A 23,473-nucleotide genomic window follows, 5' to 3' on the forward strand; every position below is an offset into this window, starting at 1 on the left:
CTCGACCAACAGAAGTCAAAAACGTGTACTAAGCCAAGAGGTAACTTGAATAAGTATTCTTAGAAACGGTAGCTCATACCTACAGAGAACACGTTGATGTCAGCATCAACTGTTACTTTTTCATTGCCAAATTTCGCAATGTCTAGCTCAGGCATCATGTATTCCCATTCAACTTGTAGAGCAAAATTTTCTGTAATAGCGAACTCTGCGCCTAAACCGTACATGCCTGTCACAGTGCTGTCAGAAATGGTGGTATGGCCTGCGCTACCGTCAATCACAGAGTTGCTAATTTTGAATTCAGCATTGAAGTAAGAAAGACCAGCTTTAGCAAAAAGGTTGAAACGATCACCAATAGGTAGAGTCGCCTTTGGTTGAATCGATAAATACTTCATATCACCAACAGTAACAACTTTGCCGTCTAAAGCGTCGTAGCCACCAATGGCTGCTTCTAGAGAAATGTATTCGTTAAACTTGTAACCACCAAATACTTTACCTGAAAGGCTTGAGTCATCTTCAAGTTTAAGCTTAGTGCTAGCGTTGGTACCACCACCATTGATAGAGCCATTAACATCACCAAAAGATGCTTGACCTACCGATGCACCAACGTAAGGAGCTGCGTTTGCAACAGAACATGTTGCTAGAAGGGCTGTCATTAGCCATGTTTTTTTTAACATTGTATTTCACTGCCTGTTAATTATTGAGGTTGTGTTTTGCCCATCCTTAAGCACGTCATGCTATCCATTTCACTCGGTTTCAAAACCAAGTTGATGTTACTGAATAAAAACTCAATAAAACATGAAATATTTAAACACAACTTTGCCACTTTATTTCTTAATTATGACAATTTAGTCATTTCATAAGCACTGTTGCTTCAACCAATTAGTGAGTTTGATAATTTCCGCCTGCTTGGTTCGGCTCTTTTTATGAATAAAATAAAAGCTGTCCCCCGTCTCTAATCCATGAGAAGGGATATACACCAAATCATGCGCTTTATCTCTTTCATTGAGCATAAAATCATTCGCAAATGCGATGCCTTGGTCATAACGTGCAGCCTCAATTGCCAACAACATATGACTAAAATGTTGAACATCGACATCTTTTGGCAAAGTGTAACCACCCGCTCTGCACCACTCTGCCCAGTCTTTTCCTCTCTCACGATAAATAGAGTCTGTCGACAAAATAGGATATCGCCAAAGCGCTTCTGGAATGGGTTGATCTTGTAACTCTTTCCAAATTTTATGGCTGCATACCGGATACAGCGTTTCCGCGTATAACTTCACCGACATATAGTTGCGCTTTGGCTTCTCTACCGTGATAAAACAATCACCAACGCTATCTGTCTGCTCAGGATCACCAACAACCATATTGAGTGTCAGATCGATTTCCGGATGTAACCGCTTAAAATCAGACAAACGCGGAATAAGCCACTTTACGGCAAGCGAGCTATAAATCGCTAAACGTATGCTGCCTTTGTCCCCTTCTCTCACCTTTTGGCTGGCCATCGCAATAGAGCTAATTGCCGGGCTAATATCCTCTAAATAACGAGCACCAGTATCCGATAAAGAGAGCTTTCTTCCTTGACGAATAAATAATGACTCGCCCAAATAATCTTCCAATAATCGTATCTGATGACTAACGGCACTTTGCGTCACATTGAGCTCTTCAGCCGCAAGCGAAAAGCTAGAGTTTCGAGCGACAGATTCAAAACAGTGAACCGCTCTGAGTGGTGGCAATTTCATTATCTAAAAATCTCATACTTAAACTAATAAATATCACTTCACTTCATCCTATGACATCACCTACTCTTTGGCAAAGAAAGAGGAGAGGAAATAAGTGAAAGTTACATCGGTCGGCGCAGCTATGCTGCTATTAATTGTTGGGAATCTCATTGCGGTGCTTTCGGACTCTTTAATTAAAAGTGTCGGAAATGAAGTGCCTATTTTTCAGTTTGTCTTTTTCCGACAAATTTCCGCAGTGCTTTTCCTACTGCCTGTCTGCTTGCTGACAAAAAAGACTCATTTTCTTGAAGGATTTAAATGGCATGCTGTCCGCGCTCACGTGTGGTTGCTTGGTGCTATATTTATGGTTTTGGCGATTTCATCTTTACCGCTCGCAACTGCGAACGCAATCTTCTACGCCGCGCCATTAATCATGCTGCCGCTTGCCGCGATATTTTTTGGCGAACAGCTGTCTAAACAATCGGTCGCGGCTGCGATCATGGGCTTTGCTGGTGTGTTGGTCATCATTCGTCCAGATCAAATCGACTGGGCAGCGATTTCGGCTTTAGTTGTGGCTATTACCCTGGCAATCAATAACTTGCTTATTAGAAAACTGCCAAAAAATCAGTCCGTCATGCAAACGCTATTAATGACAAACTTGGCAGGTATTCCCGTGGCTTTCTTACTTGTTCTGATCGAAGCGGAACCTTGGGACTGGAGTGCTTTCCCTGTCGCTGCTGGCTCAAGTTTGTTCATCATGATTTATGCGGCAACATGTGTGATCGCTTACCGCTCGATTGATAGCAACAAAATTGCCAGCGCTGAATACAGTGGCTTAATTGGTGCCGTGTTTGTGGGATTAATCTGGTTTGGAGAAGTGCCAGACATATTTATGGCTATAGGAACAATAATGATTGTTGTGCCGCTGGTTTGGCTTTCTAAACGAGAACGTCGCAAGAAAAAGCTGCAAGCTCAGCAAGAGCGAGAGCGAGAGCAACAAGAGGCGCACGTTACTTAAAATCGCGCTCTATCTCAAAGACTAAAAAAACCGAGTCGTAAGTACTCGGTTTTTTTATGTGGCTCTAATCCATTCTGATGTAAGCGACCACATGAGATAAAAACTGCCTTGCAAAGCGATCATTAAACCGGATGCGATATTCATGATCGGCTTCCGACACTAGACGCCAGCCTTCAGCAAAGTATTCTTTGATATCATCAACCGCTTCTTCTTTATTTTTGATGTGTTTCGCACTCCACTGATAAGTGCAAGAGACAACGATCAGCCCACCAACCTTGGTGGTTTTTTTTAGAGCATTGATCACGCTAAGTGGCGACTCACATTGATCAATCACATTTAAACATACGACTAAATCAAAGCGAGATTGGAGAGTATCGAGCTCAAAAGGCTGGTTAATTAGCGTCAAATCAACATGAGCACATTTCTGTACGATATCTCTATTCTCTACCTCTAAAGCGTTTAAGGTGTTCACATCATGAAGATAAGTTAGCTCGACTCGTTGTTCTTCTATTAATAGTTGCTTCAAGCCATCCATCAACCTATTTGAAGGCTCCACAAGCGTCGCTTCTTTAAGGTTAGGTAAGCGTTGCACTAACTCATAATAGTTTCTTCCCAGCGCCGCGCCAACCTCAAGTAGGGAATACGGCTGAACGCCGCTCTCAAGTGCCATCTGCGCAATAAAATCAGCAACTTGGGAGCAGTGAGGTGATGACAAAAAAGAGAGTGGGACTTGTTTTGAGCGACTGGTTATCGTCTCAATCTGCTTATCTTCGATGAACTTGTCGAACCATTGCGCTTCGAAATAACCAGCTAAACCGCGATCGGTCAGGTAAAAATCTTCCATGTTTTTTCCGTTCGTACTTTTCGAAAAGTGATTGTATCGAACGCTGAAATTGACTAGTAATTCTGGCTGCACATTCCCGCGGGAAAATAGATGAAAACACCGCTTATGTGAAAAAGCCCTTTCATCTCAAAGATAAAAGGGCTTGTTAATTACTTCGGTTGAGGAGCTAGTTATTGCGGAAGAACAACTTTGCCATCTTGAATTGGGAACGTTTTTGTCGCTGGCTTGCTCGCTAAGCGAACCGTCGTTGGCGCACCTGAAACTTCATAAGTGACATCGTAACCCACTACTTTTTCAGATGTTGTGTATTCTGTGTGACACTGCTTTTTCGTCGTTGTCACTACATCGCCTTGTTGCACGTTCTCCTGAATCTTACGACCCGTTAATGCACCAGCAATCGTACCAGCTGCAGTTGCAATCACTTTACCTGAGCCGCCACCGATTTGGTTACCCAATGCCGCGCCAGCTGCTGCGCCGCCGACCGTACCAATTATTTTATTATCATCCGTAGGAGCAACTTGCTCCGTTACTACCACGTCTTTACATACTTGGTGTGGATTTTTCACAGTTTCAGTCACCGCTTCAACCAAAGTAATGTTTGCATGGGTTGGAGCTGGTGGCGTTTTGTCTTTACAGCCTGCTAGTACAGCAACAACTGCCGTTGCAATTGCGATAGATTTCATATTCATGATTTACATCCCAGTATGGTTTGCTTTGATGAGCGGTATAGTAAATCGCAATTAGGAAATCACATCAGGCGAAAACAAACCCTCTGTCATTAACGAGTAAAGAAACACTGTTTTATAAAAGGTACGTCAAGAAACACTCAACAGAATGTCAACTGAGCTAAAACCGTATCATTACTGATTATGATTAGGCTTGATTAACCTATGAGGCTTATTTTTAAGCCAAGCTTAAAAACAGTTCGTCGTCGGTTAAATACTTATGACGGTGACTCAGGTTACGCACGTGCATAAACATAAAATCAGGAAAGCCAGGAGCAATGATGTTGTTTGGTTCCCAGCATACACCGCCAACAAACACATATCGCCCTTGCTTGTTATCTTCGTGAAGGGGGTTATTAAGAGGAGAAGAAAACTCTGCGCGACAACCTTCAACCACACAAACAATTTGTCCTTTAAAAAGGCCGATCACGCGCTTAACAAGATTTGCCTTGATGCCACATTTCCATGCCTGCCGAGTGGCCATCTCATAGCCATATTTTCGGATCGCTTTCTTTTGCAAATGTACTACTAGGTTCATTTTGACTCCTGATTCAAGCAATTACGCGAAGCCCAAAGTCATAAAAGCAGATAGACGTCTATACCCGAGTGACCTCATGGTACATGGGAATAAACTACGTGATTAGACTGAGTTTAGTGTCCGATGAAAATACACCTTCCACGATGCTGTAACGTATCGATTTACACCAATCATAGGCACATAGCACATCAAAAAAACAACCTCATTTTCGAGTGCTTTCCTACGCTGTATCTGGTTACTTCTGCGTATTACTATAACGAAATCACCCTCTACGTTTGTCTATATAAATTTGTCGTAACGATAGAGGGTGCTTATCAAGAAGGAGGGATAACGCCTACGCGTCGATGAGATAGTTTTGACCTTCAGTTTCTAGACGATCAATCAGTTTACGACACTCATTTAAATCAAGAGGTTGCTCGAAGCGGCGCTTGAGGTTCATCAAAAAGAAGATATCTTCACACATGGCTTTCTCAGGTTCGTCACTGATTTTTGCGACTGGTGAACCATTGCACGTGACCATTTTGATCACGATAGAAAGTGGCTGGTAGGCTTCACCCTCTTTATTGACATAATCACCCATATCGTTCGCAAGAAAAGTACCGATACCGAAACTCACCTGAATACGTCCTTGGAAATACTCGCAAATATCTAACGCTTGTTCGAAGTTAAGTCCGTCTGTAAACACCAGCGTTTTTGTTAACGGGTCTATATTAAGCGACTGATAATGTGCAATCATTTTTTCACCCCAGCTATAAGGGCAACCACTATCGTGACGTACACCGAAATACGCGTTACTTAGCTCTTCATCAAAGTCTTTAAGGAAGGCATCAATACCAATCGTGTCGGTCAGTGCAATACCTAGTGCACCGTTAAACATTTTTTGCCAACGTTGCAAAGCCACTTTTTGCGAATCTCGCACATTCACCAGAGCTTGATGGCCCATAAACCATTCATGAGCAACGGTACCGATAGGCGTCAAATTCAGTTCTTTTGCTAAGTGGTAGTTGCTTGTTCCTGTCAAACATTCCGGCACTTCCTGACACAAGAACTCCAGCATGGTGCGCTGAGCTTGAAAGGAAAAACGTCGACGCGTCGACATATCAGAAAACTTAAAGTTAGTGATGTTACGACGTTTTAGTTCGGATTTTAGGTACCGAACTTTCTCTTCTAAAACGGTGGTAAATTGCGCTACAGGGATATCTGACCAACGCTGACGGCTACGAACTTCAGACACGATGCTCATGATGATCGTTTCGTACAAAATAGTATCTCGCCACAAACCATTGATAGTAATGCGTAACTGGCTTGAGCCATCAGCCATGGCTTTATTGTGGAAAGAGACATCACTTTGTGGATTGAAACGGAAATGGCGCAGTGCATCAACAAAGTCAGGATTCAGGTAAGGCGCGACACGCTTGATGTATTCGATTTCTTCTTGCGTAAATTGAATGTCTTGCAGTTTAAGAACTTCTGCTTTTACCTCTGGTAGCAGTTCAGAGAGATCTTCCTCGCTACGCACAATAAATTTGTATGACACCATTGCATCAGGGTAAAGCGCTGTTACTGCGCTCATCATATTGACTTTGTAGACATCAAAATCCAAAGCGCTTTGAATGATGCGGGAAGAAAATAGTTTGGTGGTCATTAGGTGCCCTTCTACACGCCCTTCCTGGGTATATAACTTTTTGTTACTAACTAATTTGCGTAAACAATAAACACCCATCTATAGTTTGTCAACTTTTGTTACTAACCACTCATTTTTATAAGGTTTTCCTGTCTAGAATTCGCACACAGATTGTGAATAAGTCAGATTCATTCGTAGATTTATACTCAAGGCGTACTATGAAGCACTACCAAAAACGTTTCGCACAACTCGTTACTTACCCATTGATTGACCACTTGTTATGCGCTAGATTACTTACAAATCAATATTAGGACCCAACCATGATCGTATCTGTCGACATTATTCCATTCAGGCTATCTGGCTGTGCCGATAAAGGACTGGAAGTGTTGTTGATTAAACGTTCAAATCCAAATCGGCCATACCATGGAGTCTGGGCACTACCGGGCGGATTTGTCTTTGATAAAGACTTAACCAGTGAAGGAGGACGCCCGGCCGATGAAAACTTTGAGGCGGCGCGTCGCCGAATTTGCCGCGAGAAAATCCATACCTACCCTCGTCATTTTAGCGAAGCGTTTATCGACGGTGATCCAAAGCGTGATCCAGAAGACTGGAGCTTAAACATTACGCACTACGCCTTGGTCGATCGTAACAATGTAGAGCAAATCAACAATGCTGGTGTACCAGAGTGCCAACTAAAATGGTTTTCGCTACAAGCTATACTCAATGGAGAAGAAACTCTCGCGTTTGACCATCAAAAAACCATTGAAAAAGCGTGGCAGAAGCTTCGTGCATCCATTGAATACACATCGGTTCTTTTGTTTGCATTAGACAAAGAGTTTTTGGTTGCCGACATCATTTCTGCTTATCAAGAGTTTGGTATTGATATTAGCCGAATGACGATTAAGCGCCGCTTGATAGATTCAGGCGTACTAAAACCTACCAATAAAGTCGCTTCTACCAACAAAGGCAAAGGTGGAAAACCCGCAATGGTATATACGCTGACTAGCGACGAAGTAACCTTTTTTCAAAACTGTTTGCGTGGATAAACGCAGGCAATCAGACAGACAAGGAGTCTGCCATGACTGTTCGAGTAAACTATCAAACTACAGCAGTGATCGACGTTGATCCAGAGAAAGGCTTTAGTGAGTTATGTCCAAATGAACTACCCGTTGCAGGTGCGTTGGAAATCGTACCGGAGCTTCTGAGTAATCATGCCAAAGGCCGATTAAAACTGGTGAGCCGTGACTTGCACCCACCGAAAGCAAAATGGGATGCAGAAACACCAGCCAACATGCTTGAACCCGTCGGTCTACCCAATGTGGATATAAAATGGAACCGCCATTGTGTGCTTGGCACAACAGGTTCTGAACTGCTAGACGGTTTACCACCTGTTTTGGACTATGATTTTCAAGTTAATAAAGGCATGGATCCTGATGCGCATCCTTACGGTATTTTCTTCCATGATATTGCCGATACTAAAACGACAGGCGCACATGAATTTCTAAAATTCAACGGGATTGATACCCTAGTGATCGGCGGTCTCGCGCTAGATTTTTGTGTGAAGAAATCCGTCATGCAAGCACTGGACCTTGGCTACAATGTGGTGGTCAACCTTGCTTCAACTCGCGCAGTACTGCCTGATAATGTTGAAAATGTGCTGACAGAGCTCAAGGATCAAGGCGTATTATTTGTCGAAAAAGCGGATGACATCATCGTAGAAAAATTCGCCTAGAGACGATAGTAACCGAGAAGGATTTCACTATGCATCAACATGAAAAATTGAATTACGTCGAATTTGGTTCCACCAATATTAACGCTACAAAACAATTTTTTGAGCGTACCTTTGACTGGACTTTTATCGATTATGGTCCTGAATACTCTGCATTTTCAGGACAAGGGTTAGATGGCGGATTCTTCAAATCTGAGTTTGTAAACCAAACCGCAAATGGTGGCGCACTTTTAGTGTTTTATAGCTCAGATATTCAGGCCACGCAGATAAAAGTTGAGCAGCATGGTGGAAAAATTATCCGCCCTATTTTCGAATTTCCCGGCGGCTGCCGATTCCACTTCACCGAACCAAGTGGAAATGAATTCGCAGTATGGTCGGAGAGCAATTAGTACTTACCCCAACACCACTTCCACACCTAGCTTTTTGATTTGCTCAAGGTCGCTTTTCGGAGCGGCTTTGTCGGTTAACAACACCGATATTTCGTTGGTATTGCCAATTGAAGAGGGATAAATCTGTCCAAACTTACTGGAGTCCGTCAGTACGATGTTACGTCTATTCTTTGCCAGAATGGCCTCTGCGATGTCGGCACGCATCATGTCTCGGCTAGTAAAACCAGTGTCTTGGTGAAATCCGTCGATACCCAAGAAAGCCGTGCTGAAGTGAATGTTCTCAATACAGAGTTTGGTGAGCGGGCCAACGAGGCTCTCACCTTGATGCTGATACACACCACCAAGCAAGATGATGTTAGCTGAGGTGTTACGGATGAGATGGGCGATGTACGCCGATGGGGTAATGATGGTCACATCGCCGCGTTCAGCTAAAGTGCGAGCCAAGAGCGCATTAGCACTGCCGCCCTCGATCAATACGGTTTCGTTTGGTGATACCAAGTCCGCCGCTTTATTTGCAAGTGATTGTTTAATATCGAAACGGACTTCTAATCGGGTATCAATATCATCACTTTGCAATGCGGTAGCTGCGCCGTGTACGCGCTTTAGATAGCCCTGTTGCTCCAGAAAATTCAAATCCTGCCTGATGGTCACGCCCGACACGCCGATAATGTCAGAAAGCTCCGTGACTTGAACGCGTTTACGATCATTCACTAATTGCAGGATTTCATTTTGTCTTGGGTTCACAGGCTCACTCCTTATTAATGAGCTTGCAGTATACGCCCGAACACTTTCATATGAAAGCAGCCTGTGAACGATAGAAATAAGCTAAGTCGCGTTACACCGTAAGCTCAAGACGGTTGCCGCCCGGATCTAAGATGCAGCTTTCGTAGTAACCATCACCCGTTTGTCTCGGACCGTCGATCCATTGGTAGCCATCATCTACTAAGGTTTTGGTTAATTGATCCACCGCCTGCTCTGATCCTAAAGCGAAGGCAAAGTGTGCTAATCCTGTTACCTGCATCGCATGAGATTTTTCACAAGCGGTCACACCTTCCATCGACATTAACTCCAATCGCGCTCCACTTTCAAACGAAAGAAAGTAAGATGAAAACTGCTTAGTTGGGTTGTGGTATTTATCGTTAGACACCGCGTTAAAATATTTCTCATAGAAGGCTTTTAACTCTTCCAAACGTTCTGTCCAAATCGCGATATGTTCAATTTTCATTAGGGTTCCCCTTAGCTCTTAACTGCGCTCAATCTAACGAGGAAAAGCAGCACAAAAAAGAGAGCAAATCATCACCGAGTTGTTCCTGTTTTATGTCCGAACTGCTCATCAATGAGTCATTAAATCTATGGTTGGAGTTGTGTTTGAGCGAAAGTGATGTCCATAATGGCGCAAAGTTTTACAGGATAAAATGATGGAAGAGATTTACTTCGCAGGCGGCTGCCTTTGGGGCGTTCAAGAATTTATGCGCCACCTTCCCGGCGTAATCAGCACCGAAGCAGGACGAGCAAATGGCACGACGGATAACACTCAATCCGAATACGATGGTTACGCAGAATGCGTGAAAACCCAATTCGACCCTGAGCTGGTTTCGGTTGCAACTTTGATGGGGTATCTGTTTGAGATCATCGACCCGCACAGCGTTAACAAGCAAGGTGAAGACGTAGGTGAAAAGTACCGTACCGGTGTTTATAGCCAAAACGAGCAACACCTAACTATTGCTAAAGCGTTTATCGCCGCAAGACCGGATGCCGATAAAATCGCCGTAGAAGTGCTGCCACTCACAAACTACGTGCCAAGTGATGATGAGCACCAAGACCGACTCACGCGCTTTCCAAACGACTACTGCCATATTCCGTTAGATTTGCTGCATAAATATAAAAATTAATGGCCAGCTTTTATCGCTGTTTCTATTATCTCAAACTAAGAGGCGCAACGCCTCTTTTTGCATCCTAACCAGGGCTATTGATCCTCCTCCAGTTCATTTTCATGTCTAGTTATTTATTTCAAAATAACTGGAATATAAATCACATAATAAATTTTATAATATTCCGCATTATTAATGACGGCTATCACACTTAAGATTGAGTGATACAAAAGTATAGTTATTGGTTTTTTTTTACTATTTCCGAAAACCACTTCATTAATTAAATTTGACTCATTACTTCAGCACCAATGAGTCACAAAATGATTACAGAACTAACAAACGTCAATTTAATTAAAAGCAACCTTCAAGCAAATAATAAAAAAGAAGTCTTTGAAGAGCTAGCACAAATGCTATTCGAAAATAATCGAATCAGCAGCAAAGAGGCTTTTTTAACCGACATCGAAGCACGTGAAGTATTAAGCGTGACTTCAATGGACGGCATCGCTTACCCACACGCAAAAAGCAAAGCGGTTACAGAGCCTGCAATCGCCGTTGGCGTAAAGCGCGAAGGCATCGAGTATGGCGACGAAGAGGGAGTCAAACCAACCGTATTCTTCATGATTGCTTCACCAGATAACGGTACCGACCACCATATTTATGTTCTTCAAGAATTATTCGGAAAATTTAGCGAAGAGTTTATTGAAGATATTCATAACGCAAAAGACGAAAACCAAATACTAAATATTTTAATTAATTCATAAGGCGTGAAATTATGAGTACAATCACAGCTCAAGCTAGCAATAATAGCGATTTCAAAAAACTCCTAAGTACCATGAAAGGTCACCTTTTATTCGGTACTTCTCACATGCTTCCATTTATCGTTGCGGGTGGTGTACTACTGGCGCTGGCGGTAATGGCATCCGGTAAAGGTGCGGTTCCTGCAGACGGGTTATTGGCTGATATTTCTAATATCGGTATTAAAGGTCTGGTGTTGTTCCCAATTATTCTTGGTGGCTTCATCGGTTACTCAATTGCAGACAAACCAGCACTAGCGCCAGCGATGATCTCTTCTGGAATCATGGCTGACATGGGCGGCGGCTTCCTAGGTTGTATCGTCGCTGGTTTTATCGCTGGTGGTGTAGTTCTACAACTTAAGAAGATCCCTCTTTCTGCTAACATGACTGCGTTGGGCGCTTACTTCATCTACCCACTTGTTGGTACGCTTATCTCTGCAGGTATCGTTCTATGGGGTATCGGTGAGCCAATCAAGATCTTCATGGCTTCTATGAACGAGTTCCTAGCTTCTATGGCTGGCGCTTCTAAAGTGGTTCTAGGTACGATTCTTGGTGGTATGACTGCATTCGATATGGGCGGTCCAATCAACAAAGTAGCAACGCTATTCGCTCAAACTCAAGTTGATACTCAACCATGGCTAATGGGCGGTGTTGGTATCGCAATCTGTACGCCTCCTCTAGGTATGGCACTAGCAACATTCCTATTCAAGAAGAAGTTTACTAAACAAGAGCAAGAAGCAGGTAAAGCAGCAGCAATCATGGGTTCTATCGGTATCTCTGAAGGTGCTATCCCATTCGCAGCAAACGACCCTGTACGCGTTCTTCCTTCAATCGTTGCTGGTGGTATCGTTGGCTGTGTGTTCGGCTTCCTAACAAACGTACTACTACACGCACCATGGGGCGGTTTAATCACAGCACCTGTATCAAGCAACATCCCAATGTACGTTGTGGGTATCGCACTAGGCTCACTAACAACTGCAGTTATCGTTGGCTTCTGGAAACCAGTCGCTGAAGAAGAAGCAGAAGACGAAATCGTAGAAGCAGAACTAGCACAATCTCAAGCGGCTCCAGTGGCAGGCGAAGGCGAGTACGACATCGTAGCAGTAACATGTTGCCCATCTGGCGTAGCACACACATTCATGGCAGCAAAAGCACTAGAGAAAGCAGGTGCGGCAGCGGGTCTGAAAATCAAAGTAGAAACTCAAGGTCAAAACGGTATCCAGAACCGCATCACTGACCTAGATGTAGCAAACGCGAAGCTGGTTATTCTAGCTCACGATATCCAAGTAAAAGACGCTCACCGCTTTGCAAAAGCAAACGTTGTTGAGTGTTCAACGAAAGAAGCGATGCGTAACGCAGCGACTCTTGTGAAAGCTTAAACCTTAAGCTCCTCCCCCTAAGAGCCCTTTCCCCCAAAGGGCTCTATTTCAAGTTTTTAAGTTTTAGTAATACCCCTGATTTTTTTAATTATATAACTCTACAATTTACAAGGCTTTAAAAATGAAATTCAAACCTTCCCTACTCGCTTGCGCAGTTTTAAGTGGTCTAGTCGGTCTGACTGGCTGTAACGACGACACAACCAACATTTATGAAGGCGGTGGCACCAACCCTGCTCTGCCGGATATTCCTGACGGCGGCAAGCCAGTATGTCCTCCAGTTGGCGATGGCGACTGTGATGACAAGCCAAACCCAGAAACACCTGAAATCGACATGGGCGTTCACATCCCGGTAGATTTCGCCGATATGGACGTAACACGCTACGTCAACCCATTCATCGGCACAGGTAACCTAGGCAACACCTACCCTGGTGCAACCACACCACACGGCATGGTGCAGCTTTCTCCAAACAACGGTTCTAACGGCTGGGAATACATTTCAGGCTACTACTACCACGACGCACGTACTTCCGGTTTCTCTCATACCCACCTTTCCGGAGCAGGTGCTGGCGACTTGAACGATATTCTCGTCATGCCAATCAACTCGCGTTCGGATTACATGATTAATGAAGGTTCGGCAACGCTAAACCTAGAAGCGTCTCGCTTCCAACATCGTGACGAGCAAGCGACGGCAGGCTACTACAAAGTCGATCTATTGGATTACGACATCAGAGCTGAGTTGACGGCGTCGGATCGCGTTGGTGTGCACCGCTACACCTTCCCTCGTGATGAGAAGTCAGAAATCATCGTGAACACTGGCTTCAAAATTAACTGGGACTACACCTCAGATTCTTACTTGAAATGGGACAAAGACAATAACCGCCTTGAAGGTCACCGTTTCTCTGATGGCTGGGCACCAAGCCAAAAAGAATTCTTCGTGATGGAATTCGACCAACCAATCAAAAACGTTCGCTTTGCTTACTACGATAAAGAGCAAGGTCGTTACATGGACGTGCCAGAAGGCATTACAGAAATCGGTAACGAAACACGTGGCAAGTATCAATACGCACGCGCTTACGTTGAGTTCGACACATCCAAAGACGGCTTAACGGTTGAAGCGAAATTGGCGCTATCAAACGTTGAGATCGGCGAGAATGGCAAGTCTGGTGCTTCTCTTAACATGACAGAAGTTGCTGGCATGAACTTCGACCAAGTACGCGAAGCCGCAACGAAGAAATGGGAAGACGAACTCGGCAAGATCCAAGTCTCTGGCGACGAGGATTACAAACAAACCTTCTACACCGCGATGTACCACTCGTACCTAGGTCAAACCATTCACTCTGACTTAGATGGTCGCTACCGCCAAGTTCACCAAGGTCGTAACGCTTACCCAGATGGCAACACACCTTGGGGCGATAAGATTGATACGCTGAAAGAGTCAATCCGCACTGCCGATGCCAACAAAGATGGCAAAGCAGACTTCACGCGCTACGACACTTTCTCGTTATGGGATACCTACCGCGCAGTTCAACCGCTGTCTTCGATTCTTGAACCTGACCGCCTAGCCGACGTGGTGCTGTCTATGTTGTCTTACGCTGAAGAAGAATGGGTGGATGACAAAGGCAACGTGCGCAAAGGTCGTCTGCCTGAGTGGACATTCAAAGGCAACGAAACCGGCATGATGATGGGCATGCACTCAACGCCTGTGATTCATGATGTATTGTCGAAAGGCTCACTAGAAAAACGCATGATCGATCTTGGCTTCACAGAAGCAGAACGCAAAGACGTGAAAGAGCGCTTAGTTGAAGCAATGATCACTGACGCGCGCGCCGCAACGAGCCAAGGCGTAGCATGGATCAAAGAATACGAAGAACAAGGTTACGTGCCAGCGCAACTGCACGACACTCCACCAGATTCTTACGGCGGTCACTCACCATTTAAAGATTCTTGGACAGCATCTTACTCGCTTGAATACTCAATGAACGACTGGGCAATCGCGCAATCGATCAAAGAAGTGTTCGGTGAAGAAGATCCACGCTACACCGAGTTCGCTAACCGTTCTAAAAACTGGCAAGCGCAATTCGACTTCGGCGGTAAGCAATACCAAGGTTGGTTCAAAGCCCGTGACTACGATGGCGAGTTTATCGATGCAGGTTGGGTAGACCCAATCACTGGTCGCGCGGTGGGTAAAGACTGGCGTCCAGACATGTTTAACTGGGCATTCTCTGAGTCGAACGGCTGGCAATACTCGTTCAGTGTTCAGCACGACATTCATGGCTTGATTGACCTGATGACACGCTTCGACAAGACACAAAACCCTGAAGCAGAACGCGGTGACTTGTTTGCAGCGCGCTTGGATGAGTACTGGTCAACCTACCCAGACCGTAACGCAGGTGACAACCAATTCCCAGTGTTCAACACAGGTAACGTTGGTCAGCACGTTCAAGGTAACGAACCAGATATCCACGTGCCGTACTTGTACAACTACGTCGGTCAGCCTTGGAAAGGTCAGGCAGCCATCGCCGCAGCAACCAACATTTGCTACAAGAACACCGCTGACGGCATTTGTGGTAACGACGACTTCGGTACGCTCTCTGCGTGGTTCGTGTTCCGTGCACTTGGCTTCTACCCAGTGAATGCTTCTTCTGGCATCTACGAAATCGGCACTCCGCTGTTTGAAAGCGCATCTATCGATGTCGGCAACAACCAGAAGTTCACCGTTACCGCGAAGAACGTTAGCCGCGAAAACATCTTCATTCAATCGGCTCGCTACAACGGCAAAGACTTCAACCGCACTTACCTGACTCATGACGAAATCATGTACGGCGGTGAGTTAGAGTTCGTGATGGGCGACAAACCAAATCAACGTTGGGGCTCTCTAGAGCAAGATCTTCCACCAGCACAAGGCATCGGTGAGTTCTTGCATGAAGACGAGATGCCAGCAGGTTCTCGTTAATCCCAATAGTGACCACTCAGCCGGGGGAGCGCATCTCCCGGCTATCCCTACAAGCAAATTTTATAAGCAGTCCTTTATAAACAGTCTCTTATAAACACTTTTATATACGAATAACGACAAAACGGTATGCACATGTTTAAACGTAATCTTATCTCTTTGGCTATCCTGGTTGGTCTGACGGGTGGCTTAGCTGGCTGTAACAGCGACAACGATTCTTCCTCTTCACTGCCGGGCGATCCAATTGTTGATCTTGCGGTATTGAAATACGTCGATCCAATGATCGGCACAGCGGCTTCTGGTCATACATTCCCGGGCGCGACGGTACCGGCAGGTATGGTTCAACTGTCTCCAGATACTTTCATCGGTTCTAACACTGATCACGAATCAGGACTTAACCCATGGCACTCAGCTTCTGGCTACTGGGATTCATCCAACTACGAAACTGGCGAAGTGGTTAACACTGACGTTCCGCTGTACGGCTTCTCCCATACTCACCTTTCAGGTACAGGCGCAACGGACTTAGGCGACATTTTGGTTCTGCCATACGCAGACATGGCGAACACACAGCTGAACTCGTTCGACAAGGCCAATGAAGAAGCAAGCGCAGGCTACTACAAAACCAAGCTGAACCAAGGTCAAATCGAAGTAGAGTTGAGCGCAACCAAACGCGTTGGCTTGCACAAATACACTTTTGCTGAAGGCGCGGACCGTAACGTGAAGTTCGATTTGGGTCATATCCTAATGAACAACAACGGCAAGTCTTTGAAGAACAAAGTAGAAGTGGTGGACGAATACACCATTCGCGGTCGTAAAACCTCAACTGGTTGGTTCCAAGGGCAAGATCACCAAGGTCAGGACATCTTCTTCTACGCGAAATTCAACCAACCAATCGCCAAGGCACTGTTGGGCGAACAAGATCTAGAACCAACGCGCGAAATGCGTAATGGTGCGGTTTACTCAGGCGATGATCTGACCGCTTACCTAAACTTCGGCACAGGCGAAGAGCCAATTGAAATCCGCGTCGGTATCTCTCCAGTTAACTGGCAGGGCGCACAGAAAAACTTAGAAGCGGAAGCACAAAATTTCGACCTAGCAAAAGTAAAAGAAGACGCAGAATACGCGTGGGCTGAGAAGCTAGCAAAAATCAAAGTTGAAGGCGGCACAGACGCAGAGAAAACCAACTTCTACACTGGCATGTACCACATGATGATCGCACCAATCGAGTTCTACGATGTGGATGGTCAATACGTGGATATGCTTGGCACAGTGCGCACACTGAAAGATGGCGACACACCAAACTACTCGATTTACTCAACATGGGATACATTCCGCGCCGTTCATCCAATGTGGACCATCATCGACCCAGATCAAGCAACGCTATACGTGAAAGACTTGATCCGTAAATCTAACGACGAGTTTGGTTTATTGCCGAAGTGGGAAGGTCATGGCTCAGAAACCGGCACCATGATCGGCTACCCATCAGCAGCGATTCTGGGCGATGCGGTGACCAAAGGCTTGATTGATGCAGAGCAGGCTTACACAGCGTCAGTGAAATCAGCTCGCTACACACCGCATGAGTACCCACAGATTCATGACGACATCCTAAGCTCACTCATGGCAGGTCAGTTGAACTACCACGAGAAAGAACAGTGTGTTCGTTACCCGAACTGGAACTCAGTGTCGTACTCGTTGGAATTCTCATTCTACGATTGGACGATCGCAGAAATGGCAAAAGCCGCTGGCGATATGGACGCGTATGAAGAGTTCAAAGCTCGTTCTTACAACTCTTTGAAACACTGGGATGCAAAAGCAGGTAACGCAGACGGCACGGGCTTCTTCGTACCAACAGAGCTGAAAGAAGACGACCCATGTGCACTGAAATACGCTTCAACTGACTTCGACCCTTACAAGTCTGACGCGTTCTACTACACAGAAGGTAACGCGTGGCAGTGGCAATGGGCGTTCATGCAAGACTTGGATAAGCTGACTGAAATCATGGGCGGCACGCAAGGTCTGAACGACAAGCTGAACAACCTATTTACCGCCGATCCAAATGGCGGCGAAGCGCACCAAGACATGACAGGCTACATCGGTCAGTACATTCACGGTAACGAACCTTCGCACCACGTCATCTACTTGTACAACCGTACTGAAGAGTCTTACAAGGCGCAGGAATACCTAGACCAAGTTTACGACCAGTTCTACAAACCGACGCCAGACGGCATCATCGGTAACGAAGACGTAGGTCAAATGTCGGCGTGGTACTTGATGTCAGCACTGGGCTTCTACCAAATCTCGCCAACCGATCCAACCTACAGCATCGGTCGTCCAATCTTCGACAAAGCGACGGTAGACATTGGTTCTGGCACCTTCACGGTAACGGCTGAGAACAACGGTCCAGACAACATGTACATCAAAGAAGTGACCATCAACGGTAAGCCTCTGGATGTTTACAACACCTTCCAGCACAGCGAATTCAAAGCAGGCGGCGAACTGCACTTCGTGATGACGGCTGACAAGTCTGAAGCAATGCAAGCCAACCTAGGCGAATAATGATTTTGAGGGGACCTCGTGTCCCCTTTTCTCGTGGAATAAAAACAATGAAACTAAAAAGAACCCTACTCTCTACCGCAGTGTTAACCGCCATGCTTGGTCTTGCTGGCTGTGGCAGCGACTCTGATCCAGAAACTCCGGTTATCTCTACCCCTACTTTGGAATTCGTTGATACCTTGATCGGCACTAAAGGTCTTGGCAACGTCAACCCTTCCCCAGTCATGCCAGAAGGTATGATTCAACCTTCGCCAGATAACTTCGATCCAAACGGTTGGAATGGCAAAGGCTCACCAGTCGAATACGATCCTGTGCACAGCCTGCTTTCTGGTTTCTCAATGACGCACATTTCTGGCGCAGGTAAAGGCGACCTAAACGACTTCGCTTTCTTGCCATACACAGGCTTCAATACTGATGCCGTGACCATGGATAAAAGCTCGGAAGTGGCAGAGGTTGGTTACTACTCGGTTGATCTTGTAGAAACCGGCGTAAAAGCTGAGCTGTCGGCGACCGACCGCGTGGCGTTCCAACGTTACACCTTCAAACCGGGTGAAGACCGCAAAGTACGTATCGATCTTCAACACGAACTGTTGGAGCAATACGGCAACCACTCTCGCAGCATCTACTACAAACGCGTTAACGATACCACCGTCGTAGGCGCGCGTACCTCAAACGAATGGGGTCAATGGCAAACCGTGTTCTTCGCGGCAGAATTCTCTGATCCAATCATTGAAGAGAACTTGTACACCAAGCTGGCTTCTGAGAGCAAACTCACTCCAACTGACGCTACGGAAGTCGGCTTGGAAGATTACCGTGGTTACGCAGAGCACAAACCAATGCCGGGCGAACCAGAACCTGACCCAGAACGTTTGGCAAAACGCGCAAACGATGTCCTGACGCATTTGAACTTTGGTAAGAGCGATGAGCCATTGGTGGTCAAAGTAGCGATTTCTGGCACTGGCGTCGACGGCGCACTGAAAAACCTAGAAGCAGACACCAACGGCTGGGATTTCGACAACGTCGTACAACAAAACCGCGTGGCTTGGGAAAACATCCTTGGCGAGTTTGAACTAGAAGGCGGCAACAAAGCCGACAAAACCATGTTCTACACTTCGCTCTACCGTACGTTTGTTGCTCCATTCCTATACCAAGATGTGGATGGCAAATACCGTGGCATGGATGGCAAAGTGCACCAAGCAGAAGATGGCTTAGTGAACTACTCAGTGTACTCAATGTGGGATACCTTCCGCGCCGCACACCCACTGAAAACCATCATCGATAAAGACCGCGCGATTGAACACGCACGCGATCTATTGAACAAATACCAAACGGGCGGCGTGCTGCCAAAGTGGGAACTGCACTCGGATTACACCGGTGAAATGGTCGGTCACCCTGCGGTCTCGGTTATTGCCGATATCATGGTCAAACACCCAGAAGCCTTTACAGCAGCTGAGTTTGATTTGGCACTGAAAGCGGCTGACGAAACGGTCAACTTCAACCTTGATAAAACTGAAAGCTGGGTGCCTTACCAAGATGCTTGGAACGGTGACAAACGCTTCACGGTCATGACACGTCATAACGACTACCAAGCAGGCGTCGGCTTTATTCCAGCTAACACCAAATGGGCGCCGGATTCTGGTGACAAACCGGGTTACGTAGAGAGCTTAAAAGTCGATAAATACGACGAGCTCGTGAACGAGTCGGTGTCTTACGGTCTTGAGAACGCATACTACGACTGGTGTATCGCCCAGATCGCTAAACTTGCTGGCAACGACCAACAGTACGACCGCTACATGGCACGTTCTGAATCGTTCAAGAACTACTTCGATTACAACCCAGAACAATACGGCAAACTGCAAGACACCAAAGGCAACGCATTGGGTGCGACAGGCTTTATGCGTCCGGCTTACATGAACAGTGGCAGCAAGGTTTGGGCAAACAACCTGAAAGCAGAATGTTTGGACGAGAACATGGCGCTGTCTATCCCAGACGGTATGGACTACAACGCGTGTAAAGACCGCAAAGCACTCAACGAAAGTGACGTGTTCTGGCCTTACCGCGCCGAGCACCGAGGTGAAGACTTTACCGAAGGCAACACGTGGCAATGGACATGGTTTGCACCGCACAACTTGAACGGTCTAGCCAACGTGATGGGCGGCGAGCACATCGACCGCACTGACTTCTCTCTTCCTGAAGACGTAACCGAACAAGGCAAAGCGGCATTCTTAGCCAACTTGAATGCGCTGTTTAATGCGGACTCCAACGCTGATACGAGCCAATCACACGACATGTCTGGCTACATCGGCCAGTTCGTGATGGGTAACGAGCCTGATCACCACGTACCTTACCTCTACAACTGGACGGCAGAGCCTTGGAAGACACAAGAAATTGTCGACCAAGCGATGAACGAGTTCTACCACCCAACGCATGAAGGTCTGATCGGTAACGAAGACGTCGGTCAGATGTCGGCGTGGTATGTGATGTCTGCATTGGGCTTCTACCAAGTCACACCGGGCGAAGCAAGTTACACCATCGGTCGTCCTTTGTTCGACAAAGCCGTAATTCCAGTCGCGGACGGTAAATTCACCATCACCTCAGAAAATAACAGCCAAGAGAGCATCTACGTGAAGTCGGTGACCATCAACGGCAAGCAATTGAGTGACAACTTCAGCTTCGCGCACAGCGATTTGAAAGACGGTGGTGAGCTGCATTTCGTCATGACTTCAGACAAATCTGAAGCGATGAAAGCGCAGTAACTGATACCCATCCAAATAACGAAAGGGGGCATCTAGCCCCCTAAAAAACTTCACTTCAGTGGAACCATAAAAATGAAACTAAAAAGAACCCTTATCTCTACCGCTATTCTCGCTGCCATGTTTGGTCTTACTGGCTGTAACAGTGATGACGACAACAGCAAATCTGGAACACCATCCCTCGACACCACACTAACTCAATACGTCAACCCATTGATTGGTACAGGCGCAGATGGTCACACCTTCCCTGGGGCGGTTGTGCCTTACGGTTTGGTACAACTTTCTCCTGATACCGAAATGGAAGGTTGGGGCTCTGCTGCAGGTTACTTCGACCACGGCAAGCTGACTGAAATCCCAGTATATGGCTTCTCCCACACTCACCTTTCTGGCACAGGCATTACCGACCTTGGTGATATCCTAGTTCTACCTTTCACCAAGAAAGAAAACGCCGTTTTCAACACCTTCGATAAAGACAACGAAACTGCAGAAGCAGGCTACTACGCCGTTGAACTGAACAAAGGCGAAATCAAAGCAGAGCTAACTACCACGCAACGTGTTGGCTTCCACCGCTACACCTTCAAAGAAGGCACCACGCCACACATCAAGTTCGATTTAGACCACACTCTCAATAAAGGTCACTTCAACAACCGCACCATGAAGGGCGACTTGGAGTTCATCGACGCTTACACCATTCGCGGTTTACGTAGCTCGAACGGTTGGGCGAACAACCAACACGTGTACTTCTACGCCACCTTTAACCAACCTATCGTCAAAGCCATTGCTCTAGTTGACGGCGCAGAAACGGAAATCGATGTAAACAACGACAACATCGACGCAGTGAAAACCATCGCTTACCTAGAATTCGCACCATCATCAACACCGCTAGAAATCCAAGTAGGCTTGTCACCAACAGGCACAGAAGGGGCGGAGAAAAACCTAGAAGCAGAAGCGAAAGACGTGTCATTTGATACTGCGCGCGCTCAAGCCAACGACGCATGGCACCAAGAGCTTAGCCGCATGATGGTATCTGGCGGCACAGAAGATCAAAAAGAGATCTTCTACACCGCGCTTTACCACGCTTCTATTGCGCCAATGATTTTCCAAGATGTCGACGGTCAATACCCAGCGATGCGTACTCGCATTCAAAAAGACGCGGGCGACACACCAAACTACTCCGTGTACTCCATGTGGGATACTTTCCGTGCAGCGCACCCACTGAAAACCATCATCGACCCAGAACGTGCCGAAGAGTTTGCCAACGACTTAATTCGTAAATACGAAGATGGTGGCATCTTGCCGAAGTGGGAACTGCACAGCCATTACACTGGCACCATGATCGGCTTCCCTGCGGTCTCTATCATTGCTGACGCGATGGCGAAAGGCTTAGACATCGACCCACAACTTGCCAAAGAAGCGGCTGAGTTTACGGTACGTTACCACGAGGCATCTGAATTCCCAGATTGGACGGAAGACAACAACATCGGCGCAGCAAACGTTGTGCAAGTGAAAGTGTACGAAGAAAACGGCTTTGTTCATCACGGCTACTGGAACAGTGCGTCTTATACGCTTGAGTTTGCTTACGGCGACTGGGCAATGGCAGAAATAGCGCGCATGGCTGGCGATGTAAAACTGCAAGAAGAGTTTATGACTCGTGCCGACAACTGGCTTAACCATTGGGATGCAGAGACGGGCTTCTTACGTCCGAAAAACCACCCGCTTAGCTCATCACCAAACAAACCACCTTTGGAGTTCAACCAACCGATTGATGAAGATCGTTTGGATGAGTGTGAAATGGTTGAGTGGCCAGAAGGCTCAGGTGTGATGAAAGAGAAATGCCCACTGCTACCATTTGACCCTTACTACGTGGACGAGTTTGCCTACACCGAAGGGAACGCGTGGCAATGGAAGTTCCAACCAATGCACGATTTCAATCGCCTGAAACAAGAAATCTATCAAGCCGACTTGGCGCAAGGCAAAGACACCACGCCAGAGAAAGCCTTCCGTGAAGACTTGGACGAGTTATTCAATGCGCGTTCTTCAAACACAGGCGAAGAGCTACCAGACCTAACGGGTTACATCGGTCAGTACATGCACGGTAACGAGCCATCGCACCACATTCCTTACCTATACGCGCTAACGGATGAGCCATGGAAAGCACAAGAGTACCTAGACCGCATCATGTCAGAGATGTACACCAGCGAGCCAACCGGCTTGATTGGTAACGAAGACGTGGGTCAGATGAGCTCTTGGTACTTGATGTCGGCAATGGGCTTCTACCAAGTGACGCCTGCGGATCCGGTCTACACCATCGGTCGCCCTATGTTTGATGAAATCACCATTCCAGTGGAAGGCGGCGAGTTCACAGTCATCGCAGACAACAACAGCCCACACAACAAGTACGTGAAGTCCGTAACCATCAACGGCAAACCGCTAGATGCCAACTTCACCTTCAAACACAGCGAAATCAAAGCGGGCGGTGAGCTTCACTTCGTCATGACGGGTGACAAGCAAGAAGCGCTTCAAGCTCAGTAACGTTTCATGTAATTCGTGTTTAAAGAATAAGCAGATAGATTAACTCAGTGGCAGGA

At 46.4% G+C, this 23,473-nt stretch carries 19 protein-coding genes; 11 read left to right on the forward strand and 8 right to left on the reverse strand.

What is annotated here, in order from left to right; genetic code table 11:
- Nucleotides 1-59: 59 nt before the first annotated feature.
- Both J8Z23_RS19855 and J8Z23_RS19860 read right to left on the reverse strand, forming a co-directional pair.
- Nucleotides 60-674, reverse strand: a complete 615-nt coding sequence (locus J8Z23_RS19855) for an outer membrane beta-barrel protein (RefSeq protein ID WP_301658368.1) — start codon at nt 672-674, stop codon at nt 60-62.
- A gap of 180 nt (nt 675-854) precedes the next feature.
- A complete protein-coding gene (locus J8Z23_RS19860; protein ID WP_182037067.1) occupies nt 855-1,739 on the reverse strand; it encodes a LysR family transcriptional regulator in 885 nt (294 codons plus the stop codon).
- A gap of 94 nt (nt 1,740-1,833) precedes the next feature.
- On the opposite strand from J8Z23_RS19860, the gene J8Z23_RS19865 reads away from it, so the two are divergent.
- Nucleotides 1,834-2,736, forward strand: coding sequence for a DMT family transporter (locus tag J8Z23_RS19865; RefSeq protein ID WP_226420367.1), 903 nt, complete (start codon nt 1,834-1,836; stop codon nt 2,734-2,736).
- Nucleotides 2,737-2,800: 64 nt separating this feature from the next.
- Here J8Z23_RS19865 and J8Z23_RS19870 read toward each other — a convergent pair whose 3' ends face one another.
- From J8Z23_RS19870 to pncB, 4 genes are all read right to left on the reverse strand, one after another.
- Nucleotides 2,801-3,580 carry a class I SAM-dependent methyltransferase gene (locus J8Z23_RS19870; RefSeq protein WP_434635816.1) on the reverse strand — a complete coding sequence of 260 codons (780 nt, stop codon included), beginning with the start codon at nt 3,578-3,580 and terminating at the stop codon, nt 2,801-2,803.
- A 170-nt stretch (nt 3,581-3,750) separates the two neighbouring features.
- Nucleotides 3,751-4,269, reverse strand: a complete 519-nt coding sequence (locus J8Z23_RS19875) for a glycine zipper 2TM domain-containing protein (RefSeq protein WP_052764179.1) — start codon at nt 4,267-4,269, stop codon at nt 3,751-3,753.
- Nucleotides 4,270-4,483: 214 nt separating this feature from the next.
- Nucleotides 4,484-4,843: an acyl-CoA synthetase gene (locus J8Z23_RS19880; RefSeq protein ID WP_434635817.1), complete on the reverse strand. Its 360-nt coding sequence runs from the start codon at nt 4,841-4,843 to the stop codon at nt 4,484-4,486.
- 334 nt (nt 4,844-5,177) lie between these two features.
- The gene (pncB, locus tag J8Z23_RS19885) at nt 5,178-6,488 is read right to left on the reverse strand and encodes a nicotinate phosphoribosyltransferase (RefSeq protein ID WP_074190011.1); all 1,311 of its coding nucleotides are present in this window, start codon (nt 6,486-6,488) and stop codon (nt 5,178-5,180) included.
- A 299-nt stretch (nt 6,489-6,787) separates the two neighbouring features.
- On the opposite strand from pncB, the gene J8Z23_RS19890 reads away from it, so the two are divergent.
- The 3 genes from J8Z23_RS19890 to J8Z23_RS19900 are packed head-to-tail and all read left to right on the forward strand — an operon-like array spanning nt 6,788 to nt 8,585.
- Nucleotides 6,788-7,513 (forward strand): NUDIX domain-containing protein, encoded by a 726-nt coding sequence (locus tag J8Z23_RS19890; protein WP_005373953.1) that lies wholly within the window; start codon nt 6,788-6,790, stop codon nt 7,511-7,513.
- 32 nt (nt 7,514-7,545) lie between these two features.
- On the forward strand, nt 7,546-8,199 hold the full coding sequence (locus tag J8Z23_RS19895; protein WP_434635818.1) for an isochorismatase family protein: 654 nt from the start codon (nt 7,546-7,548) through the stop codon (nt 8,197-8,199).
- A 29-nt stretch (nt 8,200-8,228) separates the two neighbouring features.
- Nucleotides 8,229-8,585, forward strand: coding sequence for a VOC family protein (locus tag J8Z23_RS19900; protein WP_054866935.1), 357 nt, complete (start codon nt 8,229-8,231; stop codon nt 8,583-8,585).
- A 3-nt stretch (nt 8,586-8,588) separates the two neighbouring features.
- Here the strand turns inward: J8Z23_RS19900 and J8Z23_RS19905 are convergent, their stop codons facing one another.
- Both J8Z23_RS19905 and J8Z23_RS19910 read right to left on the reverse strand, forming a co-directional pair.
- Complete coding sequence (locus J8Z23_RS19905) at nt 8,589-9,329, reverse strand: DeoR/GlpR family DNA-binding transcription regulator (protein ID WP_053808097.1); 741 nt, start codon at nt 9,327-9,329, stop codon at nt 8,589-8,591.
- 91 nt (nt 9,330-9,420) lie between these two features.
- Nucleotides 9,421-9,810: a VOC family protein gene (locus tag J8Z23_RS19910; protein ID WP_258684353.1), complete on the reverse strand. Its 390-nt coding sequence runs from the start codon at nt 9,808-9,810 to the stop codon at nt 9,421-9,423.
- 193 nt (nt 9,811-10,003) lie between these two features.
- On the opposite strand from J8Z23_RS19910, the gene J8Z23_RS19915 reads away from it, so the two are divergent.
- The 7 genes from J8Z23_RS19915 (at nt 10,004) to J8Z23_RS19945 (ending at nt 23,417) form a co-directional block, all read left to right on the forward strand.
- On the forward strand, nt 10,004-10,477 hold the full coding sequence (locus J8Z23_RS19915; RefSeq protein WP_434635835.1) for a peptide-methionine (S)-S-oxide reductase: 474 nt from the start codon (nt 10,004-10,006) through the stop codon (nt 10,475-10,477).
- 299 nt (nt 10,478-10,776) lie between these two features.
- Nucleotides 10,777-11,217, forward strand: a complete 441-nt coding sequence (locus J8Z23_RS19920; RefSeq protein WP_170892187.1) for a PTS sugar transporter subunit IIA — start codon at nt 10,777-10,779, stop codon at nt 11,215-11,217.
- A gap of 11 nt (nt 11,218-11,228) precedes the next feature.
- Nucleotides 11,229-12,629, forward strand: coding sequence for a fructose-specific PTS transporter subunit EIIC (locus tag J8Z23_RS19925; protein WP_434635820.1), 1,401 nt, complete (start codon nt 11,229-11,231; stop codon nt 12,627-12,629).
- A gap of 121 nt (nt 12,630-12,750) precedes the next feature.
- A complete protein-coding gene (locus tag J8Z23_RS19930; RefSeq protein WP_301658741.1) occupies nt 12,751-15,582 on the forward strand; it encodes a GH92 family glycosyl hydrolase in 2,832 nt (943 codons plus the stop codon).
- 132 nt (nt 15,583-15,714) lie between these two features.
- Nucleotides 15,715-18,135, forward strand: coding sequence for a GH92 family glycosyl hydrolase (locus J8Z23_RS19935; RefSeq protein WP_434635821.1), 2,421 nt, complete (start codon nt 15,715-15,717; stop codon nt 18,133-18,135).
- Between the two features lie 47 nt (nt 18,136-18,182).
- Nucleotides 18,183-20,888 carry a GH92 family glycosyl hydrolase gene (locus J8Z23_RS19940; protein ID WP_434635822.1) on the forward strand — a complete coding sequence of 902 codons (2,706 nt, stop codon included), beginning with the start codon at nt 18,183-18,185 and terminating at the stop codon, nt 20,886-20,888.
- A 72-nt stretch (nt 20,889-20,960) separates the two neighbouring features.
- A complete protein-coding gene (locus J8Z23_RS19945; protein ID WP_045460996.1) occupies nt 20,961-23,417 on the forward strand; it encodes a GH92 family glycosyl hydrolase in 2,457 nt (818 codons plus the stop codon).
- The last annotated feature ends 56 nt before the right edge of the window (nt 23,418-23,473 follow it).

The organism is Vibrio sp. SCSIO 43086 (assembly GCF_051132235.1).
Classification (GTDB): domain Bacteria; phylum Pseudomonadota; class Gammaproteobacteria; order Enterobacterales; family Vibrionaceae; genus Vibrio; species Vibrio diabolicus.

Coding starts and splice junctions, on each gene's coding strand:
- J8Z23_RS19855 (WP_301658368.1), bottom strand. CDS start 674: ATGTTAAAAAAAACATGGCTAATGACAGCCCTTCTAGCAACATGTTCT.
- J8Z23_RS19860 (WP_182037067.1), bottom strand. CDS start 1,739: ATGAAATTGCCACCACTCAGAGCGGTTCACTGTTTTGAATCTGTCGCT.
- J8Z23_RS19870 (WP_434635816.1), bottom strand. CDS start 3,580: ATGGAAGATTTTTACCTGACCGATCGCGGTTTAGCTGGTTATTTCGAA.
- J8Z23_RS19875 (WP_052764179.1), bottom strand. CDS start 4,269: ATGAATATGAAATCTATCGCAATTGCAACGGCAGTTGTTGCTGTACTA.
- J8Z23_RS19880 (WP_434635817.1), bottom strand. CDS start 4,843: ATGAACCTAGTAGTACATTTGCAAAAGAAAGCGATCCGAAAATATGGC.
- pncB (WP_074190011.1), bottom strand. CDS start 6,488: ATGACCACCAAACTATTTTCTTCCCGCATCATTCAAAGCGCTTTGGAT.
- J8Z23_RS19890 (WP_005373953.1), top strand. CDS start 6,788: ATGATCGTATCTGTCGACATTATTCCATTCAGGCTATCTGGCTGTGCC.
- J8Z23_RS19895 (WP_434635818.1), top strand. CDS start 7,546: ATGACTGTTCGAGTAAACTATCAAACTACAGCAGTGATCGACGTTGAT.
- J8Z23_RS19900 (WP_054866935.1), top strand. CDS start 8,229: ATGCATCAACATGAAAAATTGAATTACGTCGAATTTGGTTCCACCAAT.
- J8Z23_RS19910 (WP_258684353.1), bottom strand. CDS start 9,810: ATGAAAATTGAACATATCGCGATTTGGACAGAACGTTTGGAAGAGTTA.
- J8Z23_RS19915 (WP_434635835.1), top strand. CDS start 10,004: ATGGAAGAGATTTACTTCGCAGGCGGCTGCCTTTGGGGCGTTCAAGAA.
- J8Z23_RS19920 (WP_170892187.1), top strand. CDS start 10,777: ATGATTACAGAACTAACAAACGTCAATTTAATTAAAAGCAACCTTCAA.
- J8Z23_RS19925 (WP_434635820.1), top strand. CDS start 11,229: ATGAGTACAATCACAGCTCAAGCTAGCAATAATAGCGATTTCAAAAAA.
- J8Z23_RS19930 (WP_301658741.1), top strand. CDS start 12,751: ATGAAATTCAAACCTTCCCTACTCGCTTGCGCAGTTTTAAGTGGTCTA.
- J8Z23_RS19935 (WP_434635821.1), top strand. CDS start 15,715: ATGTTTAAACGTAATCTTATCTCTTTGGCTATCCTGGTTGGTCTGACG.
- J8Z23_RS19940 (WP_434635822.1), top strand. CDS start 18,183: ATGAAACTAAAAAGAACCCTACTCTCTACCGCAGTGTTAACCGCCATG.
- J8Z23_RS19945 (WP_045460996.1), top strand. CDS start 20,961: ATGAAACTAAAAAGAACCCTTATCTCTACCGCTATTCTCGCTGCCATG.